The organism is Arsenophonus nasoniae, from assembly GCF_004768525.1.
GTDB classification, from domain to species: domain Bacteria; phylum Pseudomonadota; class Gammaproteobacteria; order Enterobacterales; family Enterobacteriaceae; genus Arsenophonus; species Arsenophonus nasoniae.
The window spans coordinates 762,059-784,762 of sequence record NZ_CP038613.1 but is presented as its reverse complement, the minus strand read 5'-3'; the positions used below and the strand labels follow the sequence as shown (position 1 = coordinate 784,762).

Sequence of the window (22,704 nt, the reverse complement as noted above, 5' to 3'; positions counted from 1 at the left end):
TGCTTTAGTTTAGCTAATTAATCAATTTTTCATCACTATTCAGTGCTAATGCTATTCCTATTATAATAGCCATATTTGAAACATTTACCGTTTCAAATAAACCTCTGACAATTATATCGCCAATGAATATTAACATCAGGATCAAAAAACCGTCTTTTACCGTATTATTACGATATCCATTAAATAAGTGTATAAAAATCGAAACAAAAAGATAGAGGATAGCTATTAGTCCAAATATTCCAGCGGCAAACCAAATTGACAAAACTGTATTATGAGGCCCAATCGATTGTTTAAAAATCCAGTCAGGATAATCGATTACTCTTTCATTATAAATTTTATAAAATAATTGCTCGCCATAGCCATAACCTGTTATTGGATTCTCTTTAATAAGAACTAAGGCTGAATCCTGAGTACCATTACTATATCGATGACTGCTATTTGTCTGTCCTAATTTATAAAATAATTTATCAAACTGACCTTGATTAATCATTGCCAAATAGGATAACAAGACACCTATGCCAATAACAGCAAGGCTGGGTAACTTAATCTGTTTTTTTACTACACACCAGATAAAAAATATTACCGCAATCGATAACCAAGTACCTCGTTGTAATGTCCCGATTGTAATAGCAACAAAAGTAACCGAAAGCAAGAAAAATAAGATTTTATTTTTAACGCCTTTATAAAACCAAAAAGAGAGTAAAGCGGGTAGAATGAAAATTAACCAATCGGAAATATATCGATGTTCAAATGCTGATAACGGCAGGATGCCCTGATGATATTCGTCAATATATTGCAGAATTTCCTTAATGGCTAATGGCAAAATAGATAAAATTAAAGAAAAAATCAATAGCTTGGTTATATGCTCTTTTTTCTCTTGATAGAGCACGATAGCAATCGCTACTGAGGTAATAAATAATTTTTCAATAACACCTTTATTAATAGCTTTTAATGAAATGTTAATATCTTTAGAGATAATTAATGAATAAAGCATTGCTATAACAAAAAACACTAAAGACAAAAATAAATTATTCTTAAATATACTGAAAACGCGCTTTCTATCTTTAATTAAATAGATAATCGCAGTAAAGTAAATTAATCCTGCTAAGCCATGCTTATAACGCGTAACACCATCGAGAAAATAAATAGCAATAAAAAAAAATACTACCCCTAAATTCCAATAAGAGCAGTAATTAAATCGTTTATTAATTATAGGGATAACCTTCATTTCTACTCCAGATAACACATTAATGCATTCTATTCTATCGACTAAGCAACACAATATACAGTAGTATGTATTAAGATTAACGACTAGTTACATAATTAAGGAAACTATGCCAGAACTACCTGAAGTTGAAACCAGCCGACGTGGAATTGAACCCTATTTGGTTGGTAATAAAATACAATATAGCATAGTACGCAATAGTCAATTACGCTGGCCGGTAGCGACAGAAATTTTACATATCGCCAACGAATCAGTCTTAAGTGTTAAACGGCGTGCTAAATACTTACTCATCCAACTCCAGCATGGCTGGATAATTATTCACTTAGGTATGTCAGGTAGTATACGCATTTTAGCCAAAGAGCAATTAGCCGAAAAACACGATCATATCGACTTGGTTCTAGCCGATGGCAAAACATTGCGTTATACCGATCCCAGACGTTTTGGCGCCTGGTTATGGACTAATGACCTGGATAATTGTCCGGTTCTTTTCCATTTAGGACCGGAACCCCTTTCTACCGACTTTAATGCAGATTATCTTTACCAACGAGCAAAAAATAAAAAAACCGCCATCAAGCCTTGGTTAATGGATAATAAGATAGTGGTTGGAGTGGGTAATATTTATGCCAATGAAGCGCTATTTGCAGCCAAAATTCTGCCAACCAGGGCCGCCCATTCACTAACAAGAAAAGAGATAGATAATTTAGTTATCCAGATCAAACAGATACTTCAGTGTTCAATAAAGCAAGGTGGGATAACATTGAAAGATTTTTTACAGTCAGATGGAAAACCAGGTTATTTTGCTCAACAGCTGTTTGTTTATGGTAAAAAAGGTGAAGCTTGTTCACACTGCGGTCAACTGATTGAATCAATAAAACTAGGGCAACGCAGTACTTTTTTCTGCTATAACTGCCAAAAATAATCTTAAGTGTAATTCGTTTTTATTGTTCAATTTTTTGCAACATAGCTTTAGCTATTGGTTCTGGTAAAAAAGATGAAATATCACCACCATGTCTGGCGACATCTTTAATCAAAGAAGAAGAAACAAACGATAACTTCGGTGAAGGTAATAAAAAGATAGTTTCCAGATCAGCCATTAGATGACTATTCATATGCGCCAACTGGCATTCATATTCAAAATCTGACACAGATCGCACACCTCTAATCAAAATATTAGCTTGGTGTTTTTGCGCAAAATTTACCGTGAGCTCACAAAACCCAGTTACTTCAACATTAGTTAAATGCTTTGTCTGTTTTTTAGCAAAGACAATACGTTCATCGAGGGTAAACATCGGATTTTTACGTGAACTATCTGCGATAGCCAATATTACCTGCTCAAATATTAAGGCAGCACGTTCTATAATATCCAAGTGACCGTAAGTTATAGGATCAAAAGTACCAGGGTAAATTGCTTTGTTTTTCATAAAGTTCTTTTCACTAATAACGGGCAATTGAACATATATTATCTTATTATTTAAGCATATTGAACAATTATGCTGACAAAATAAATCCTTATCATTGATAAGAATAGCTATAAATTATTATCTTTTGAAAATAAATGATAATTACTATTATATTTTTAGTTAATCACTAGTTTAATTTAAATTAATTAACAAAATTTTATCTTTAATGATGAATAAAAACGCTATTTAAATAGATATTCATTGCACTTTCCTATGTGCAATATGCTACTATAGTGCTAATCTCAATCAGTCAATGTGATAGAATGTTATTACGTCTATATCAAATACTTATTTACGTTATTCAACCTATTATTTGGTTACGTTTATTATGGCGTAGTCGCAAATCCCCCGCTTATCGCAAACGTTGGAGTGAACGATATGGCTTTTGTAATGGTAAGGTAATTCCCGGCGGGATATTATTACATTCTGTTTCAGTAGGAGAAACGTTAGCAGCTGTTCCGTTAGTTAGAGCATTACGCCATCATTATCCAACACTACCAATTACCGTTACTACCATGACCCCAACTGGTTCAGAACGTGTTTTATCAGCATTTGGTGATGATGTTCAACATGTATATTTACCCTATGATTTAGCGGGTTCTGTACGCCGTTTTCTTAATCATGCCGATCCTAAATTAACCATTATTATGGAAACAGAACTATGGCCAAATCTTATTCTTCAATTAAAACAACGTAAAATTCCATTAATTATTGCTAACGCCCGTCTATCTGAACGTTCAGCGGCACGTTATCAAAAATTGGGTTATTTTATCGAAAAGCTATTGCAAAAAATCACCTTAATTGCGGCACAAAACCAAGAAGATGGCGAACGTTTTATTAAGCTGGGTTTAGCAAGAAAAAATTTGTATGTTACAGGTAGTCTAAAGTTTGATATTTCTGTCACCCCGGAATTAGCCGTAAAAGCTATAACATTACGTCGACAATGGGCTCCTCATCGTCCAGTTTGGATTGCTACCAGTACTCATGAAGGAGAAGAGTCAATTATTTTACAGGCTCATACTAAACTATTAAGACAATTTCCCGACTTATTACTGATTCTTGTTCCTCGCCATCCGGAACGCTTTGCAAAGGCAAAAGAGTTAACCCAAAAAGCTAAATTTCGCTATATTTGCCGTAGTGAAAACCTCGTTCCTAATACGGATACTCAAGTTATTATTGGCGATACCATGGGTGAACTCATGTTACTCTATGGTATTGCAGATCTCGCTTTTGTTGGAGGTAGTTTAGTCAAAAAAGGTGGGCATAATCCTTTAGAGGCAGCCGCACATGCTCTGCCGGTTTTAATGGGACCTTACACTTTCAATTTTAAAGATATTTGTACCAAACTAAAACAAGCAGATGGCCTTATTACAGTTAATGATAGTAAATCCTTAATTCTTACTGTTTCTCATTTGCTTAAGGATGAAGATTACCGTCTATATCATGGTCGTCAAGCAGCAGAAGTTTTACATGAGAATCAAGGGGCATTGCAAAAATTACTTAAGCTACTGGAACCCTACCTGCCACCAGTAACCCATTAAATACGAGTATCATTAATATATTGAATATCGCTCAATCCCATAGCGAAATAGCGTTTATGATAACTAACTAAACAGTAATAACTTAATAAATACTACATATTTTATTTTTTCTTTATTATAGTGTTACTGGTTTAATCCAAATAAATGGGATTTTTTACCCCACCAATTTTACAACTGACGATGAAAAATAATATGCCTTTATTTAGCACAAACTCAAAAATATTGCTTTACTTGTGGGTGTCAGTTTATGCAATTTTATGGATTTGTGGAAGTTATTCATTAGATCCAACTGTACCTTACGATGCTGTTGAAGCGGTTAACTGGGGAATGAATGGCGAATGGGGTTCCCCCAAAAACCCTTGGTTTGTTGGTGCCGTTATGTGGCCCGCCATCTACTTAAATTTTTCCTACAGTTTTTATTGGTATTTTATTCACTTTGTTGGTATAGCGATTGGTATGATAGGCGTATGGCAGTTGGCTTACCGCCTTAGCCACAAAATTGAATTAGCTTGGTTTGCATTATTGATACTCAATTTATCAGGCATCATCAATTTTGATATCATCCCATACAATGATAACTATATTCTGGTCACGCTATGGCCCTGGGTGCTGCTCTTTTTCCTACGTGCTGTCTATGATCATCCAAAATGGTGGCTTGCCTTTGCACTGGTGTCTGGCTTAGCGACAATGGGTAAATATTCAACCTTGGCCCTTATTGGTACTGTTTTTTTATTAACCCTTTTTGTGCCTAAGGTGCGAAAAAGTTATCAACAACCACTTTTTTATATTGCCATTGCACTTTGGTTGGCCTTAATCTTACCTAATCTATTCTGGTTAATAGAAAATGATTTTTCCGCCTTTAAATGGGTTGATTCACAGATCGAACAAGGGTTCAACCTCCATGTTGTTAGTTCAACATTATCTGTTTTCTATCCGTTAATTATTGCTACTATTATTCTCTATCTATTAGGCGGTAAAATCAGCTGGCCTAAAGAGCAACCTAATCAATTGGTTAACATTATTTTGTTACTTCCGTTAGCCGTAATTTTTGGTTGGTTTTTGTTTCATGATGGTGGGAGAATGACAGAATGGTTACAACCATTTATGATGATTGCGGCCCCATTGTTAATTGGTTCTATTTCCGCTCAACCGAAGAAATCATTACGAAAAACATTTTTTGGCTTGATTATTATTGGCGGCCTGATCTTTTTAGGTTACTGCCTAGTGTTAAATTATAATATTCGTGGTGCTGGCCAGAAAATGATCGGCATTAAAGCACTCACAGCAGAAGGACAACAGCGCTGGCGGCAAAAGTATGGCCAACCATTAAAATATGTTGGTGGCGAAGATAATCTTTATCAATGGTTTATTATCTATGCTTCTGATAGGCCGCACACTATTCAGCCTTGGGATACCAGTGAAGCTCAGCCACCAAATGTTTATTATCGCGATATTACGGCAGAAACAATCAAAAAACATGGTGCTTTACTATTAGGGCGAAAAGGTAAAGATTGCAGCCAAGAAAATTTTACTCGGATGTCAAAATATTGGCCACAATTTACGATTGAAAAAGAAACCATTATTTACCAGTCAGAACCAAGCGCTGATCCGCAATCCATGTGCTTAGGATTTATTGCGCCAGAGAAAAACAATTATTAAAAACCGCGTGACAATGAAATAGGAAAAACATTTTCATTGTCACATCATTTCTACCGACATTGGCCTCAACCAGACAATTTTGCCAAAGCTAGCTTCAATTTAATCGATAAAGCTCCCTATATTTGATTAAATTTAATTCTTCAACAAATAAATAAGCATTTTCACTATTTATTATCAATTTTTAAAATTAATTGTTGATAGACATCATTAGGTTCAATTGTTGCCATATTGCCATCAGCTGAAATAATGGCTTGTTGTGCTTCACCATAACCGCCAATTAATCCCGGATCGGTCGGGCCATAGAGAGTAATATTCGGTTTGCTCAGTGCCGCTGTTAAATGGCTTAAACCTGTATCAACGGAGACGACTGCTTTGGCTGCGACAATTTGTTGAGCTAATTCGTTTAATGAAAGCTTGGGTAAAACTTCCACATGCTTAAAACCGGCGGCAAGTCTTAGAGCACGTTGATGTTCCAGAGCCGTTGCCCACGGTAATTTAACCGTTAATCCTTTAGCTTGTATAGCGGTGATCAATTGTCGCCAATGAGATTCAGGCCAATGCTTTTCGTCACGTGTGGTGGCATGGAAGAAAATAATATCAGCAGCGTTTTCCTTTGCCAAAACCAGTGGTGAAAAATAGGGGGCAATACCATAATCACCGGCAATAGTCGGTTTATTATAATGTAAACTCTTGGCAAATAATTGTCGGATACGTTCAACGGCATGTTGCTGTTTATTGACACGATAGCGATAGTCATAAAATAGACTTGCTAGCGGTTCACGAGCGCTTTTCCAATCATAACCATGACTTACACCACGAGCTATGCGTGTGATTAAAAAGGCACTTTTCAACAATCCTTGTGCATCGATCACCGCATCGTATTTTTGCTGTTGTAATTGAGCCCGGAAAACTGCTCTTTGCTGTCTGACAGATTTTGCCAACCAGTTTTTTCGCCAGCGACGAATAGCTACCGGAATGACTCGCTTAACGGCAGAATGCCAGTATGGAATTTCGGCGAAATTCTCTTCAATAACCCAATCAAACTGGATATCAGGATAGTATCTGACTGCATCAGTCAGTGCAGGTAAAGTATGTAATACATCACCCATCGATGAGGTTTTAACGATCAACACTTTCATTGTTACTGACTCTCCGCCAATAACTTAGTTAATGCGGTCATCACGCGTTCAGGTTTTATATCAATCAAACTTTGATGATAACCACTCTCTGCACTCCCTGTCCTAACCTTATGATAGCCGGTTATTAAACGGATAACTTCTACCCGATTTGTCAAGGGCGGCGTAAAATCAGGGCTACTTGGCCCATAAAGCGCCACCAGCGGTCGATTTAAAGCTGCTGCAATATGCATTAAACCTGAATCATTACTAACCACCGCTCGACAAGATGCCAATAGATTAACCGCCTGCTCAAGGGTTGTTTTACCGGCTAGATTAAAACAATGTTGCTGACAATCGACGGAAAGCGATTGTCGAATATCTTCACCGATATGACGATCTTTTTGCGAACCAAAGATTAAAATTTGATAACCGTGAACAGCAACCAATAATTGTGCCAACTCAGCATAATGATAAGCAGGCCAGCGTTTAGCTGGACCAAATTCTGCACCTGGGCAAAAGCCAATAATAGGTAGCTGAGCTGGAATATGAAAAATGCGTTTACTCTGGCTAATTTCCCTTTCTGTCACGGAAAGTTGCGGCCATAAAATCGGTTTAGGCAGCTCATCGGCGTTATTAACTGAATCTTTTTTATAAGCCAAAGCAACATAACGCTGAACCATTTGCGGAAAAGCGGCTTTGTCTAATAGGCGAATATCATTCAGCAACCAATAACGCATCTCACCGCGCCACCCTGTACGTATAGGAATTTGAGCAAAAAAAGGCACCAGTGCAGATTTAAAAGAGTTGGGTAAAATATAGGCTTGATCATAACGTCGAGTACGTAACTGAATACCAAGCTGACGACGTAAACTGATAGCTAAACGGCCATGACCCAAAGGCATCGATATGGCCTGGTTGACTTCAGACATTTTATTTAATAGAGGCCGGCACCAATCAGGTGCCATAACATCAATTTCTGCCTCTGGGTGTAGAGTCTTCAAAGTACGGTAAAGACTCTGCGACATCATCATATCACCCACCCATGAAGGGCCAACGACCAATATCTTCATGCTATTTCCATTTAATCATCGCAATTTAACCATTGCATATAATCAGCAACCCCTTCCGCCACAGTTTTGAACGGTTTATCATAACCTGCAGCACGTAATTTGTTGAGATCTGCTTCGGTAAATGCCTGATAGCAACCTTTTAATTTATCTGGAAAGGCAATATATTCCACTGAGAGATTTTTTTCTTGATGAAAAGCGATTACCGCATCGGCTACCGCCTGAAAAGAATCAGCCTTACCGGTACCACAGTTAAATATGCCGGAGATTTTATTTTGCCAACACCATAAATTAACCGCCGCTACATCACTTACATGAATAAAATCGCGTTTGAATTTCTCACTACCCGCAAAAAGTTTTGGCTTTTGTCCTTGATTAATTTGGCTATTTAAATGGAAAGCGACGCTTGCCATATTCCCCTTATGACCTTCACGTGGACCATAAACATTAAAATAGCGAAATCCGCATACCTGTGATGTGATTTGCGGTAAAACTTTGCGGACATATTGATCAAATAAAAACTTGGAATAGCCATATACATTCAATGGCTTTTCATATTGCCGCTCTTCAATAAAATGCTCACTACGTCCACCATAAGTTGCAGCTGAAGAAGCATACAAAAACGCAATATCCCGTTCAATACAGTAATGAAGTAACTCTTTCGAATATTCATAGTTATTATTCATCATATACTGACCATTCCATTCAGTGGTTGATGAACAAGCACCTTCATGAAAAATCGCATCAACATCACCCAGATTATCACCAGCTATAATACTGGCGATAAAATCTTCTTTGTCGATATAATCTGCAATATCTAAATCGACTAAATTGACAAATTTAGCCCCATTTTTAAGATTATCGACCACCAAAATGTCACTACGTCCTATATCATTCAGTGCTTTAACAATATTGCTGCCAATAAAACCAGCACCACCTGTGACTATGATCATTGGATTTACCTCTATTCAATCGAGATCATTGTTGCTTATATTGATCTGATAATAACATTTATCCGGCGTTAACCACAGTAACTCATAGGATTTATCCAAACAGGATAACTAACCAGAGGTAATAAAACGGTTAAAATCCTCAATAAGTTTCTCAATTTTCTATGCTATTATACTAAAATAAATCACAGCAGAACGAGTCAGCGCAATTTCCTGTTATTTATTAAAGATACAGAAAAAAGCATTATGGCGCGTCTTTTCACACCAACAAAGTGATGTGTCATGGTTGTCAGGTATTATTTTATTAGGATGAGGAAATTTTTTTGCCAAACAGTGGCTTTCTCTGTTGAGTAAATAATTTTTTAAAGTCAGGATCATGATAAATAGCATCCACAATATATATCATTAAATCAATACCCGATAATGCTGTTGTTACTGGTGATATTTTGCAGTAACCGATAACAACTTGCGGTAATTGCACGGGTCGTGCTGGAACTTTCTCCGGCTCTTGTCCAACCGTTCGACTAGCTAATTTATCTTTTATCGTATTGTTAAGTAGTTTACTTACCGCCACGAGCTCAATATCGCTAGGTAACTCAAATAATGTTTGGTGTAATACTTGAATGGTAGCAGGATAGGGGTGGCCAATAACAATACTACTTCCCTGCTTACGGGCAAATGAAATAGCATGGGCAAACTGTTTACGAATTTGTGCTTCTGTTTTTACATCATCTAAAAAAACATTGCGACGCAAGGTTGGCAGCGCAAAAAATTTAGCTGCTTCATTGACCTTAGTGTTTGCTATTGTCACACTATCGAGAAAATAGAGATCGTAATGCGAGAGCACGTGCATAACATTTTTCATAGCCACTAAATTAGCCGTCATCGCACTACCCATATGATTATTCATACCTTTAGCATGAGGTACTTGCTTAATCGCAGCGATAATCTTCTGCTCTATTTCACTGGCACTCATCTGCGGCGTTAAAGTGTTTTTTTCAAGTGGTTGCTGGCTAATCGGTTTCATGGGCATATGAATTAAAATTTCTCGCCCTTGTTGATTGGCTTTTTCGGCCATTTCTCTGCCATAAGGAGAGTCTGGTAAAATGGCAATAGAAATTGCCACCGGCAAAGCTAATATCTGATTGTCTTCCTTTTTACGATAACCAATATCATCAATCACAATGGCCAATTTGCTAGCATTGACTTGTCCACTGACAAGTAACATGAGCGCCATGATTATCAAAACAATCCTTTTTAGCACGGTTATCTGCCTAACCAAGGCTGTGGATTAACGGTTTTACCTTGACGGCGGATCTCAAAATAAAGCGAGGAGCGCTGCTGTCCACCACTGCTACCCACTAACGCAACCGGCTGACCTGACCGAACTTGTTGACCCACGTTCACCAATGCACTCTGGTTATAACCATATAAACTCATATCTCCCTGACCATGATCAATAACCACCACTAAACCATAGCCTTGTAGCCAATCAGCAAGTAAAACACGGCCAGCAGAAATAGCTTTAACCTCTGTTCCTTCAGCGGCATTGATCACCATCCCTTTCCAGCGTAATTCATCGGAAATACTATCACCATAGTGATGTAGAATCTGGCCGTGAACTGGCCACAGAGCTTGACCAACAGGACGACCTAAACCGCCAGTACGCGCCATCAAAGCCCGTTCATCTTCGGTTGGACGATAAGTAGTGCCTTTTTGCTGTGCCTGCCGTTGTTTTGCTCGAATACGCGCCGCCTCTTTCGCTTCTCTTTGCGCCCTAACTTTTGCTTCTCGCTCGGCCTTGGCAATTTTACTTCGCAACAGTGTTTCGTTACGTTTCATCACCGCCAAACTCTTTTGATCCGCTTTTAACGTCGATTCCAACGATAACAGGGTTTTCTTTCGAGCATCCTGAGCCGAATCTAGCGTTTTCTTTTCCTGATCTTGCTTAGCTAAGTTTTTTTTCTGTGCCAATTGCTTTTGCTGTTTCTGTTGTTTCTGCTCAGCAAGTAAGGTCGTGGTTTGCTGCAATTTAATAATCGTTTGCTGTCTAGCTTCATTTAAGTAGCTATAATAGGCTAGAATACGCTCTTCTCGTTGCCCTTGTTCACCTTTAAATAATAATTCAATCCCTTTTTGCTGGCCTAATCGAAACGCGGCATCGAGCTGCTTAGCTAACAATGATTCATGAATCTGCTTTTGTTGTTGTAAACGGCTAATATTTTCATTTAATTGCGTCACTTCTTTTGCTAACTGCGAAAGTTTTTTACGTGTTTCATGTAATGCACGTCCAGCAGCAGCGATATTTTTTTCCTGACTTTTCAATTGATCGAGTAAATGGTTTCTCTCAGCTTGCTGCTGTTTAACACTTCTCTCTTTTTCGGCAATATTTGATAACAGATCTTTCAGTTTTACTTTATTGTCACTGATAGGATTGGCAATGGTAATTGATGGCCAGATAAAAAATAGCGAGACAAAGAGTAACGGCTTAACCACTACTCTCTTTAGTAGAGCCAAAAGGATTAGGACTAAACCATATCGGCTGGTATTGTTCATCTTAGTTCAGCATCCTGAAACAATATCACTTAAAATTATTGACAATTACTATAATTAGTAAACATTTCCGCTTCTTTTAGGATAATACTGAAAAAACTTAATTTCTTCATTTATACAACAAATCACAAAATAACTATAGGTTATTATCAATATTGCTTTCATTCAGCTACTTTTTAAGTGGTATCAATTAACTGATATCGATAGCAAATATCATCGGTATAAATCCTATTTGCAAAAAAACTCTAGCCAATTTATGCAAATTGGCTGTAATTGCGCAGCGACAAAGGTATACTTTGCAAACTAGATCTATCTATTATTAACTACGGGAGTAATTACCCCACATGATGCAAGAAATCATGCCATTTATTAGCCGGCATCCAATACTCAGTCTGGCCTGGATCGCTTTGTTGATCATTGTGATTATTTTAACCTTTAAGGGCTTGTTCGCCAAAACAAAAAACATCACCCGTGCCCAAGCGATACAACTGATTAATAAAGAAGAAGCAGTCACTATTGATTTACGTTCCCGTGATGATTTTCGTAAAGGACACATTATTGATTCAATTAACCTGACTCCATCAGAAATTAAAGACAATAATATCGGAGAATTGGAAAAACATAAGCAAAAACCCATTATTGTTGTCTCAACAAATGGCATGGAAGCATCTAAACCTGCTGAACAACTGGTGCAATATGGTTTTGAACGTGTCTTTATTCTAAAAGAAGGAATTACAGGCTGGTCTAGCGAAAATTTACCTCTGGCTCGCGGTAAAAAGTAATTCATCGGACACATCAGCAATTATATTTATAAAATTCAATATCATAAGGACATTTAAAAGGTAATTAACATTATGTCAGAACAAAGTCATGAAGAGATGGTATTCCAGATCCAGCGAATTTACACCAAAGATATTTCATTTGAAACACCAAGTGCCCCTAATATTTTTCAGCAAGAGTGGCAGCCTGAAGTCAAATTAGATCTAGACACCTCGTCTAGTGAATTGGCCGAGCATGTTTATGAAGTTATCTTACGCGTCACTGTTACCGCCACCGTCGCTGATGAAACTGCTTTCCTTTGCGAAGTGCAACAAGCTGGCATATTTTCTATCGATGGTATCGAACAAAGCCAAATGGCTCATTGTTTAGGCGCTTACTGCCCAAATATTTTATTTCCCTACGCGCGCGAATGTATTACCAATTTAGTTAGCCGTGGAACTTTTCCTCAACTAAATTTAGCACCTGTTAATTTTGAGGCCTTGTTTATGAACTATCTACAACAACAGCATACCGCCCAAACTGAAAATTCGGCAAATCATCAGGAAGCTTAATGAACACTGTTTCGATGACAGTTATCGGTGCCGGCTCTTATGGCACCGCATTAGCCATTACACTTGCCCGTAATGGCCACCGCGTTTTACTTTGGGGACATGATCCTCAGCACATTAAAAAATTACAACAAGAGCGCTGCAACCACGCATTTTTACCTGACGTTCCATTGCCAAACAATTTGTTACCTGAAGCTTGCCTGAAGACGGCAATAACCTCGAGTAACAATATATTGATCGTCGTCCCAAGCCATGTTTTTAATCAAGTTTTGCAAAATATCCAACCTTACTTGACGCCACACTCACGCATTATTTGGGCAACAAAAGGATTAGAACAGGGTACTGGACGTCTGTTACAAGACGTTGCCCGCGAAATACTCGGGGGCAAAATTCCACTCGCTGTCCTCTCCGGCCCAACCTTCGCCAAAGAATTAGCTGCCGGCTTACCGACAGCCATTGCGGTAGCCGCCTCTAATGCGGAATTTGGTGAAGAGCTACAGCAACTTTTCCATTGTGGTAAAATTTTTCGCGTCTATAAAAATCCAGATATGATCGGTGTTCAATTAGGAGGGGCGATCAAAAACGTCATTGCGATTGGTGCAGGTATGTCTGATGGTATGGGATATGGCGCCAATGCTCGCACAGCACTGATCACCCGAGGATTAGCTGAAATCAGCCGTTTAGGCATCGCTATGAGTGCCCAACCCTCTACATTTATGGGAATGGCTGGTTTAGGCGATCTGGTTTTAACATGTACCGACAATCAATCGCGTAATCGCCGCTTTGGCATGCTACTCGGCCAAGGCATGCAGATTGAAGAAGCAGAAAAACAGATTGGTCAAGTAGTTGAAGGCTACTTAAATACCAAAGAAGTCCGTGCATTAGCGCAACGCGTTGGCGTAGAAATGCCAATTACCGAGCAAATCTATCAAGTTCTATACGGTAATAAAAATGTACTCGAAGCGGCAAATACATTACTTAGCCGCGCAACTAAAGCTGAAATTAATGATACCGGTGTTTTTTAATTATTAAAATGTCAGAGTGTGAATATGTCGCGACAAGAACTTGAAGAGATTTGGACGACAATTAAACAAGAAGGTAAAACTTTTGCCAATTGTGAGCCAATATTAGCCAGTTTTTTTCATGCAACACTACTTAAACATGACAATCTTGGTGATTCGCTTAGCTATATACTAGCCAATAAATTAGCTACCCCGATTATGCCAGCGATTGCTGTTCGAGAGATCATTCAAGATGCCTATAAAAACGATAAACAAATGATCGCTTATGCAGCGCGTGATCTTAAAGCCATCGTACAACGTGATCCAGCCGTCGACAAATATTCAATCCCTTTATTATATTTAAAAGGCTTTCATGCTTTACAGGCTTATCGTATTGGCCACTGGTTATGGAAGGTAGACCGCAAGACATTAGCAATATATTTGCAAAGCCAAATATCCGTCTCTTTTGCGGTTGATATCCATCCTGCTGCTCGTATTGGTTACGGTATTATGCTTGATCACGCAACCGGTATCGTTATCGGTGAAACAGCGGTAGTGGAAAATGACGTGTCAATCTTGCAATCGGTCACGCTCGGTGGAACTGGCAAAACTGAAGGAGATCGGCATCCTAAAGTTCGTGAGGGGGTGATGATCGGGGCAGGAGCAAAAATTTTAGGCAATATAGAAATTGGCAAGGGCGCCAAAATTGGCGCGGGTTCGGTAGTACTTCATGCTGTGCCCCCGCACACTACTGTGGCGGGAGTACCGGCGCGCAAAGTTGGAAGGCCGAATAGCAAAAAACCTTCGCTGGATATGGATCAAAACTTTAGCAATTCAATCCATGGTTTTGGTGAGGGTATCTAACCAACAATAGTTTGTGCAGAATAAAATTACTCGCGTAACAGCGCACCTGAGTAATCTAACTGGCGCCATGCTTCAAATACCACTACCGCAACGGAATTGGACAAATTCATACTGCGGCTATCTGCTAACATTGGAATACGGATCTTTTGACTGGTTGGCAATCCATCAAGAACATAAGCAGGTAAGCCTCGCGTCTCCGGTCCAAACATTAAATAATCCCCCGGCTGGTATACCACACTACTATGGCTCGGTGTTCCCTTGGTTGTCAAAGCAAATAAGCGGTTACCAGATGGTGTCTTCAAATGCGCTTTAGATAAAGCCACAGCGGTTAGAAAAGCAAAATAATCATGATGGCGCTGAATATTAGCAAACTCATGATAATCTAATCCAGCCCGACGCAGACGTTTGTCGTCCCAGGTAAAACCTAACGGTTCAATTAAATGTAACTGAAAACCCGTATTCGCACACAGACGAATAATATTGCCAGTATTGGGTGGAATTTCCGGTTCAAATAAAACGATGTTTAACATACAGCCCTCAATAATAAGCGCTGTATTCTAACATAGTCATCGCTACTATTAAGTTTTTAACTAAGCAAAAAGTTTTTTATTAATCTAATGATGTTTAAACTCAAACTGAACGGTATTTTCTATCCCTTTTGCCAAGGTTACCGGCGCTTCAAATCCCGTTTCAGCGATAGTATTAGATTTGAATTGCGTACGCGCACAGAATTTCTTCACCCGAATACTACTAACCGGAAAATTTTTACCCATTATTTTAGCAAGCAAGTCAAAACCATAACCTGCCAAAAGACCCAACGAATAAGGAATACGTAGATCAGATTTCTGTTTTTGTAATGCCAGACAAATAATTTCGGTTAATTGATTCATGGTAAAATCAGGTTTATCAACATAATTAAAAATATGACGACCCGCTTTTAATTGAGTAACGAAATATAAAAACGCAGCCACATTTTCCACATACGCCATCGATTTCTGATTATTACCTGAACCAATCATCAAAAAACGCCCGGCAGCAATTTGTCTAAATAAATTATAAACATTACCGCGATTACCCTCACCGAAAACCACTGTCGGTCGAATAGTCACTAATGTCCGTTGGCTATCTTTCGCTTGCCATCCATCATAGACCTGCTCCGCCGCCAACTTCGATTTACCATAATCATTAAATGGCTGAAATTTACCATCTTCGCCAGTTTCTTGTGCAACAAAACCATAAACCGCCACCGAAGAAGTAAAAATAATCTGTTTAATATTTAATTGTTCAGCAACCTGACAAACATTTTTCGCCCCATCCACATTCACGTCATAATAGAGACTGGTAGGATGAACATTATCTTGATGCTGCGCTGCTAGATTAATAATAATGGAAGCGTCTTTTAATGGCTCCAATAGGGTTTCTGCTTTAGTCACATCACCAAATAGCCATTTATCTGGATGCAGCTGACTTTTTTTAATATCAATAATTTTGAAATCAATGTGCTGTGATGCTAATTGATTAGCAAGACGGGTACCGATAAAACCGGAACCACCGAGGATTGTTAGCATGAAAAAACCTTTAAATTAAATAATAAAATCTCAATTGAATTTAATGAGTACTTTTTTTATAAGACTTTGTGATATTTCTTCTTTACAAATAAATAATATCAAAGAATAGGTAATGGCAGAATATATAACACTAGAAAACATAAACAAATAAATATTATCGAAACATTTTCTAACAAATGGTAAAATAAAAATTGGAATTGATGCAAATAAATATATAATAATACTAGAATTTAAGAGTTTAATAACTATCTTTTCTTTAAAATAAATATAAATATAAAGAAATAAGCACATTATAAACAGCAAAATCATAGTGATTAATATGCTTATTTCCGCTGTTTGATAATTTCTAATAAAAAACTTGATAAAAATATTTATTCCACCAAATATAAACAATAATAAAATAATTACTTTCTCTTTATTTAAAGAAAATAGAACTTGACTACCTATAACTTTCAAAAAAACAAAAATCAGAAGATAAAAAGAAAAAATATGCATAATATTGACTGCACCAAAATATTCTACTGAACCAAAAAAATATAAAATTTCTTTTGATAAAAACAAAACACCAAATAAAGATGGAATAACTATCATCATTAATGCTGTATATATTTTTTGTACAAATATAGAAAATGCAACCCTATCTTGATTAGCAAGTATAGATAATCTAGGCAAGGTAACTTGAGTTAAAGTTGATGATAAAACAACAGTAATAAGAATTATTTTTTGAACTAAACTATAATATGCAACTTCCTTATTTGATGCATATATACCCAACATAATCTTATCAAAACTAAAAAAGAAAAAACCAATATCAATAACAAATAAAGTTGCAATTATATTTTTAAAATATTTTTTTATTAACGATAATTTTATTAATCGAAAAGAAAAAAATACTTTTTTTCTATAAATTAAAATATAATATAAAGAAATTAAAGAGTTTGTTGTATCAAATAATACATTTAACCATACATAAATTAGATAATCTTCCTTTGTAGTAACTAAAAAATACATTAAGATCAAAGAAATTGACCTACAAAACATAGTTTTTATAGATATAAATTTATATTCTTCGTAAGCTTCATTAACCCATTCAATATCAAACAATAATAAAAATAATTTAAACATTAAAACAAGAGAAATTAAATAAACTTTATCATCAGATATAAAAAACAATAGAATTATTAAATAAACAAACAAAGAAAACAAAACCGTCATAATATTTACGACAAAAATATTAGAAAAAAGCTGAGACGCTTTTATTTTTTTATTTCTTATTATACCTAATTCTCTAATTGCATAATACGATATTCCTAAAACAGCTAGAAAATTTATATATGAATATATACTTTCTGCGTAATCAACAGCACCAATATTATCAGCTGATATAGTACGATAGACATAGGGAATAATAACAACAGGTAAAGTAAATCTAAACAAATTTAAAACAAGCTTATAAATACCATTAAAAGTTATAGAATGATTCATATTATCTCTATCTTATTTATCAACTTTATCAAATAAATCGCTAAAAAGGCTATTAGTATCTTCTATATCAATTGTTTTTAACCATTATTACACTATAGTAAATTTTTATCATTTTTGTATAAACTAAGTTTAATGACTTTAGATATAAAAATAAATTTACAAACATGTTTATAATTAATTATTATTTAGCAACTAACATATTTATTCAAATTCTCCATAAATTGCTAGATAACAAAATTTATTATTTTCTTAATATCATATAAAATTTAGATAGTAGATAAGAAGGCATTAATCTGAATATTGCTCGCAAAGTAAAAATTGATATAGTAGAAAAATTTTTACCTATTTTAAATTTCAATAAATATTTCAACATAATTATTTCAGATTTTAAATACAAAATACCTTTTCTTCTTTTTATCATTTTTATCCCGGTTCTTGCATCAACTAGAATTTCATTTATATTTTCTAATTTATATCCTTGTGCATAAAGCCTTATCCATAAATAATAATCTTCCATAAATTTGAAATCTTGATAACCACCAACAGCAAGAATATGCTTTTTTCTGAAACAAACTGTCATGTGATTAAATGGGTTACGTTTGTTAATAACAGAACTAATTTCTTTGCCTATTGGTACAAACCGAAAGCCTATAATATTTGTTGGCTCATTATCAAATTCCGCAATATGTGAACCACACATAGTAATATCAAGGTTTTTATTCATATAATTATATTGCTTTTCAAATCTATCAGTATGATTTATATCATCAGAGTCAACCCGCATAACTAAATCATTAGTGCATGCATTTAATCCTCTATTCAAAGCAATACCTAAACCCTGATTTTCTTGAAGAATAACATCTTTAATCGGTAACAACGTTTTCCATTTATTTATAATGTCATATAACTGTTGAGTTAATTTACCATCTTGAACAACAATAATTTCATTTGGTAAAAAAGTTTGCCGATAAATACTGTCTAATGCCAAATCAAAAAATAATGGATTTTCTTTAGAATAAACAGAGATTAAAACAGAAAAATTATATAACATTACAATATTTTCCTCTTTTAAACTTTTGTTTAATTAAATTATACAGCATATAATATATTATAAAAATTGCTAGCGTACCTGTATAATCAATCTTTATAAATCCTTCTGATGAACTAATAAAACCTGTATAACCAATAAAAAATATCACTAATAGCAAATATGAAAACAATAAAGCATAATTATATTTTTTTAATTTAGTTGATTTCATCACTAAATCAGCACTTACCCTTAATATTGAATCAAAAGAATTGACAATAAATAATAAGCCTACAATACTCATTATCATAAAATAATAAATTGGCACTGAATTATGTTCCAATGAAAAAAGATATAATACAGTAAACCAAATAGCCAATAATGCTGTTGGTACTACTAACATTAGAATAAATAATCCTATTGGCGTCATTCCATTAGGGACAAAGGATGCAACAAATTTTCCAATCATCAAACTCCACGAAAACCACCAAAACATATAAAACTGATGGTGTTCATTCATAGGAATAACAAACAAATATATGTTTTTAATATAATCAAAAATACCTAAAGATAATGTAGATAAAAATAATACCGCTGATTTATTAGTAATATTTAAGACAACACCAATAACAACTAAAACAATAAATAAAAAGATAGAAAAATAACTTAGTATTTTTATAAATCTAACTTTCAACGCAGAAAGTGTTGATAAAAATAGCAGTCCCACAGTTATCATGACAATTGTAGTATGCGTAAACAAATCTTGATATTGTTCTACAGAGAAATCAGAGAAATAAAATTTAAAAAAAATCACAAATAAATTTGCTGTAAAAGCATAAGTAAAGCTAAAATAAACTTCATCTTATTATTTTCAAACAATTTTACTTTAACCTCAATATAAGCAAAATAAAATGTCGTTAAAAAATAAAAAATCCATACTGCCCCCCCCCAAAAACCAATTTCTACAGATAATGGATTAATACCTAAATACTCTGGATTTTTATATTTATTAAATTCCATTAAAGGAAACATTATTAATCCTATATCCAAACCTGATGTAAAAAGAATACATGAAAATGCTAATTTGGATACAGGGGTAGCTGAGGAAACTAAAGAGACATTATATTTCGTATTTCTAAATTTTATTAAAACATATACTGTTAAGACTATTATTAATACACATGCTATTTTCAAGTTATTATTCAGAATTGATTCTATCATTTAATCTCTCTAAGTTTTTTCTTATAAAAATTCATTTTTTCTATATACATTTTAACAAGATTTTCTTCATATTTTTCAGGATAATGCTTATACCAATTAATCCATACGATACATTGAAAAATAATAAGTAAAGAGACAAATTTAATATCAAATTCATTTTGATCCAAATCTGAAAAGTCAATAACATCATTAATTACACAAGAAGCAATATCCATTTCAAAAGGAGCCATATCCGCATACTCCCAATCTATAAAAATTATTTCATTTTTGCTTGTTTTAATAATATTTTCTCTGACTAAATCATTATGCGTCCAACACCAACTCCGTATATCTTCATATATTATGTCAAAGAATTTTAGCGTTTCCAAAAGAACAATATTTTTTTTATCTATGTACTTCATTAATGCTGGACAAAATGCTTTAATCTCATTTTTTGCCTGCAATCCAGTTATAAAGTTTTTAGTATCCCTTTTTTTCTGTATAAAATACTCTACAATTTCTTTACTATTAACGTGACCTACAATACCATCAATATATTGATATAATGCAAAAGTTCCGCCCAATATAATACAATCATGCCGTAAAGAAAAAGACTCAGCAGTCGACGATTGTAAATATTTTAGAACACACTTTTTAGCAAGCATCTTAGATGATATTTTCCATGCCATATTTGATATGCCGCCATATAATGGCTCTACAATGAAATCTTCCCCAACTATATCTTTTAGCTTTGAAATACAAGATGTTGTTGACTCTATGGGATCTCGACCAATAAATCGGATTATGGATAAATCCTTACCTCCTTTGTAATAATCAATGGCACCAGCATCATCATCTCCTTGTACATGTAATGTAATACCAAAAAAATCATAAAACTGTTTATTTGTAAATAAAGGTGCTGTTATCACTTCATCGACAAAATCTAATGACTTTATCATCTTAATACGTTGCTCATAAGGAATAACAGGTTTGCGCTTATATGATTGAGTATCTTCATCGGTTGCAACGCCAACAATTAAAATAGCATCTTTTCCTCCTTGAGCTTTTGCTGACTTAAGTGCTCTGACATGGCTTGCATGTAATAGATCAAACACACCTGAAGTATAGATAACATTTTTCATAGATAGATCTTTTAAGAATTAAAAGTTAAATTTATAACAATATTGAACTAGCTTTTTTCTTTATAAAATTAATGTCTTTTAAAAAATGAGGATATTGTTTTTCCAGTTGAGTATTTTTTACGGAGACATTTGGATTAAAATATTTAAATTTATTTTTATGATCAATAATATCTAAATTACAAAAATTACATACTTTCAATACAGTTTTTGAATAATTATAAATAAAATCTTCAAATGATAATCTAAGTACTATAGAGCTATCTTCATGTTCATAGTTTTGGTGCTTTCTTAGCAGCTCAAACCATTTAACATATTGTTCGACACTATCAGTAGGTATCCATTTTTCTTTCCAACACTCTTTATTCAATAAATAGAGATCAACTGGATCACGATCAATAATGATGATTTTTATATCATCAAAATATTTAGAATAATGTAATGTATTATTAGGAGGAACCAACTGATCAAAAACAACATAAGGTAAAGCGTCAAAACTAGTACTATTAACTAATTTTCTAATATATTTTTTAGTTTCAATATAAAAATCTTCGCTTGGATATGCATAGTACATTTTTTTATTAAAAAATTTATTATACAAAATAGCACTACTATCTTTAATTTTTAATACTTTCTTTTGGTAAAAACGTTCTGTATAGTAAAGCAATTTTTCAAATAATGATGCATCTATTATATCTTGATGCCAGTAACCCTCCCATCGACTTTCAGTAAGATTATTTATATATTCAATTGATAATTTTTTAAATACACCATTAAAAAACTTTTCATATGGATATACTTTACTACTACTTAAAAAATTCACATAATTAATAAAATTATTAATATGATAACTTGTAGTCAATCTATTATTATTTTGCACTAAGCCATAATCTAAATCTCTAATTCCTTTGGGATCTTGCAGAAATCTAAACTCAAAATCCCCAAATGAATAAACATTTGAAAATTCTTTTAAAAGATCAGACACAACACTTGAACCAGTTCCCCCATATCCCGTACAGGTAATAATTCTAGGATTTACCATTTATTTATTAACTCCTGATAGAGACCTTATCACATTGAATATGTTATTTACGGAATATTCTATTTCTGCTAATTTTTCTGGTGTAATAATCGCTAACTCTTTTTTTATTTGAGTTGAGGATATACTTTCTGTTCTATCTAAATATATTACCTCACAAATATCATTTAAACTATCAAACTTTCCTGACCAATCATTACCCATACCTAAAATATTTACTTGATTATTTAATATATCATGCCTTTTTTGTTCCCAATTATTTTCAGCAATCACTAAATCAACATATTTACACGATTCAACAATTTCCTTTCGTTCGGCAAACGAAAAAAATGATTTCTTACCTTTTAAGCTATTAAAGTCATCTGTTGAAATAGCTACAATCAAATAATCACCTAAAGACTTTAATCTTTTTAATAAACGAATATGCCCTACGTGAAAAAGATCAAAAGTTCCATATGTAATTACTTTCTTCATAAATCC

The 22,704-nt window shown here is 34.6% G+C and carries 23 protein-coding genes; 7 read left to right on the top strand and 16 right to left on the bottom strand.

Going from position 1 to position 22,704, the window contains the following annotated elements; genetic code table 11:
• Positions 1-13: 13 nt before the first annotated feature.
• Complete coding sequence (gene rfaL, locus ArsFIN_RS03645) at positions 14-1,228, bottom strand: O-antigen ligase RfaL (RefSeq protein WP_034249249.1); 1,215 nt, start codon at positions 1,226-1,228, stop codon at positions 14-16.
• A 106-nt stretch (positions 1,229-1,334) separates the two neighbouring features.
• On the opposite strand from rfaL, the gene mutM reads away from it, so the two are divergent.
• Positions 1,335-2,144 (top strand): bifunctional DNA-formamidopyrimidine glycosylase/DNA-(apurinic or apyrimidinic site) lyase, encoded by an 810-nt coding sequence (gene mutM / locus ArsFIN_RS03640; protein WP_026821927.1) that lies wholly within the window; start codon positions 1,335-1,337, stop codon positions 2,142-2,144.
• A gap of 19 nt (positions 2,145-2,163) precedes the next feature.
• Here the strand turns inward: mutM and coaD are convergent, their stop codons facing one another.
• A complete protein-coding gene (gene coaD / locus ArsFIN_RS03635; RefSeq protein WP_026821928.1) occupies positions 2,164-2,646 on the bottom strand; it encodes a pantetheine-phosphate adenylyltransferase in 483 nt (160 codons plus the stop codon).
• A gap of 302 nt (positions 2,647-2,948) precedes the next feature.
• Between coaD and waaA the strand changes: the two genes are divergently transcribed.
• Together waaA and ArsFIN_RS03625 are read left to right on the top strand one after the other, a co-directional pair.
• Positions 2,949-4,226 (top strand): lipid IV(A) 3-deoxy-D-manno-octulosonic acid transferase, encoded by a 1,278-nt coding sequence (gene waaA / locus ArsFIN_RS03630; RefSeq protein WP_026821929.1) that lies wholly within the window; start codon positions 2,949-2,951, stop codon positions 4,224-4,226.
• A 192-nt stretch (positions 4,227-4,418) separates the two neighbouring features.
• The gene (locus ArsFIN_RS03625) at positions 4,419-5,885 is read left to right on the top strand and encodes an ArnT family glycosyltransferase (protein ID WP_026821930.1); all 1,467 of its coding nucleotides are present in this window, start codon (positions 4,419-4,421) and stop codon (positions 5,883-5,885) included.
• Between the two features lie 164 nt (positions 5,886-6,049).
• On the opposite strand, the gene rfaC is transcribed toward ArsFIN_RS03625, so the two are convergent.
• From rfaC to envC, 5 genes are all read right to left on the bottom strand, one after another.
• The gene (rfaC, locus tag ArsFIN_RS03620) at positions 6,050-7,024 is read right to left on the bottom strand and encodes a lipopolysaccharide heptosyltransferase RfaC (protein WP_026821931.1); all 975 of its coding nucleotides are present in this window, start codon (positions 7,022-7,024) and stop codon (positions 6,050-6,052) included.
• A 2-nt stretch (positions 7,025-7,026) separates the two neighbouring features.
• Positions 7,027-8,073, bottom strand: a complete 1,047-nt coding sequence (gene rfaF / locus ArsFIN_RS03615; RefSeq protein ID WP_026821932.1) for an ADP-heptose--LPS heptosyltransferase RfaF — start codon at positions 8,071-8,073, stop codon at positions 7,027-7,029.
• An 11-nt stretch (positions 8,074-8,084) separates the two neighbouring features.
• Positions 8,085-9,023 carry an ADP-glyceromanno-heptose 6-epimerase gene (rfaD, locus tag ArsFIN_RS03610; protein WP_026821933.1) on the bottom strand — a complete coding sequence of 313 codons (939 nt, stop codon included), beginning with the start codon at positions 9,021-9,023 and terminating at the stop codon, positions 8,085-8,087.
• Positions 9,024-9,324: 301 nt separating this feature from the next.
• A complete protein-coding gene (locus ArsFIN_RS03605; RefSeq protein WP_051296936.1) occupies positions 9,325-10,248 on the bottom strand; it encodes a divergent polysaccharide deacetylase family protein in 924 nt (307 codons plus the stop codon).
• Between the two features lie 38 nt (positions 10,249-10,286).
• Positions 10,287-11,576, bottom strand: coding sequence for a murein hydrolase activator EnvC (gene envC / locus ArsFIN_RS03600; RefSeq protein WP_026821935.1), 1,290 nt, complete (start codon positions 11,574-11,576; stop codon positions 10,287-10,289).
• Positions 11,577-11,917: 341 nt separating this feature from the next.
• Between envC and ArsFIN_RS03595 the strand changes: the two genes are divergently transcribed.
• The 4 genes from ArsFIN_RS03595 to cysE all read left to right on the top strand — a co-directional run bounded on the left by ArsFIN_RS03595 (position 11,918) and on the right by cysE (position 14,766).
• Positions 11,918-12,355, top strand: a complete 438-nt coding sequence (locus ArsFIN_RS03595) for a rhodanese-like domain-containing protein (RefSeq protein WP_026821936.1) — start codon at positions 11,918-11,920, stop codon at positions 12,353-12,355.
• Between the two features lie 72 nt (positions 12,356-12,427).
• Entirely contained in the window at positions 12,428-12,904 is a 477-nt protein-coding gene (gene secB, locus ArsFIN_RS03590; RefSeq protein WP_026821937.1) for a protein-export chaperone SecB, read from the top strand.
• A complete protein-coding gene (gene gpsA / locus ArsFIN_RS03585; protein WP_026821938.1) occupies positions 12,904-13,926 on the top strand; it encodes an NAD(P)H-dependent glycerol-3-phosphate dehydrogenase in 1,023 nt (340 codons plus the stop codon). The genes secB and gpsA overlap by 1 nt, the downstream gene beginning before the upstream one ends.
• A 24-nt stretch (positions 13,927-13,950) precedes the next feature.
• Positions 13,951-14,766 carry a serine O-acetyltransferase gene (cysE, locus tag ArsFIN_RS03580; protein WP_026821939.1) on the top strand — a complete coding sequence of 272 codons (816 nt, stop codon included), beginning with the start codon at positions 13,951-13,953 and terminating at the stop codon, positions 14,764-14,766.
• A gap of 26 nt (positions 14,767-14,792) precedes the next feature.
• Here the strand turns inward: cysE and trmL are convergent, their stop codons facing one another.
• The 9 genes from trmL to tagD form a co-directional block, all read right to left on the bottom strand.
• On the bottom strand, positions 14,793-15,296 hold the full coding sequence (trmL, locus tag ArsFIN_RS03575; protein ID WP_026821940.1) for a tRNA (uridine(34)/cytosine(34)/5-carboxymethylaminomethyluridine(34)-2'-O)-methyltransferase TrmL: 504 nt from the start codon (positions 15,294-15,296) through the stop codon (positions 14,793-14,795).
• A gap of 84 nt (positions 15,297-15,380) precedes the next feature.
• Positions 15,381-16,334 carry an NAD-dependent epimerase/dehydratase family protein gene (locus ArsFIN_RS03570; protein WP_026821941.1) on the bottom strand — a complete coding sequence of 318 codons (954 nt, stop codon included), beginning with the start codon at positions 16,332-16,334 and terminating at the stop codon, positions 15,381-15,383.
• 30 nt (positions 16,335-16,364) lie between these two features.
• On the bottom strand, positions 16,365-17,819 hold the full coding sequence (locus ArsFIN_RS03565; RefSeq protein ID WP_026821942.1) for an oligosaccharide flippase family protein: 1,455 nt from the start codon (positions 17,817-17,819) through the stop codon (positions 16,365-16,367).
• 241 nt (positions 17,820-18,060) lie between these two features.
• A complete protein-coding gene (locus ArsFIN_RS03560; protein WP_026821943.1) occupies positions 18,061-18,870 on the bottom strand; it encodes a glycosyltransferase in 810 nt (269 codons plus the stop codon).
• Complete coding sequence (locus ArsFIN_RS03555) at positions 18,860-19,660, bottom strand: hypothetical protein (protein WP_051296933.1); 801 nt, start codon at positions 19,658-19,660, stop codon at positions 18,860-18,862. Before ArsFIN_RS03555 ends, ArsFIN_RS03560 begins: the two co-directional genes overlap by 11 nt.
• Positions 19,657-20,067 (bottom strand): hypothetical protein, encoded by a 411-nt coding sequence (locus ArsFIN_RS03550; RefSeq protein ID WP_135677470.1) that lies wholly within the window; start codon positions 20,065-20,067, stop codon positions 19,657-19,659. The genes ArsFIN_RS03555 and ArsFIN_RS03550 overlap by 4 nt, the downstream gene beginning before the upstream one ends.
• A complete protein-coding gene (locus tag ArsFIN_RS03545; RefSeq protein ID WP_051296935.1) occupies positions 20,064-21,188 on the bottom strand; it encodes an adenylyltransferase/cytidyltransferase family protein in 1,125 nt (374 codons plus the stop codon). Before ArsFIN_RS03545 ends, ArsFIN_RS03550 begins: the two co-directional genes overlap by 4 nt.
• 31 nt (positions 21,189-21,219) lie before the next feature.
• Positions 21,220-22,227, bottom strand: a complete 1,008-nt coding sequence (locus tag ArsFIN_RS03540; RefSeq protein WP_135677469.1) for a sulfotransferase — start codon at positions 22,225-22,227, stop codon at positions 21,220-21,222.
• Positions 22,228-22,698 carry a glycerol-3-phosphate cytidylyltransferase gene (gene tagD, locus ArsFIN_RS03535; RefSeq protein WP_026821945.1) on the bottom strand — a complete coding sequence of 157 codons (471 nt, stop codon included), beginning with the start codon at positions 22,696-22,698 and terminating at the stop codon, positions 22,228-22,230.
• Positions 22,699-22,704 lie beyond the last annotated feature (6 nt).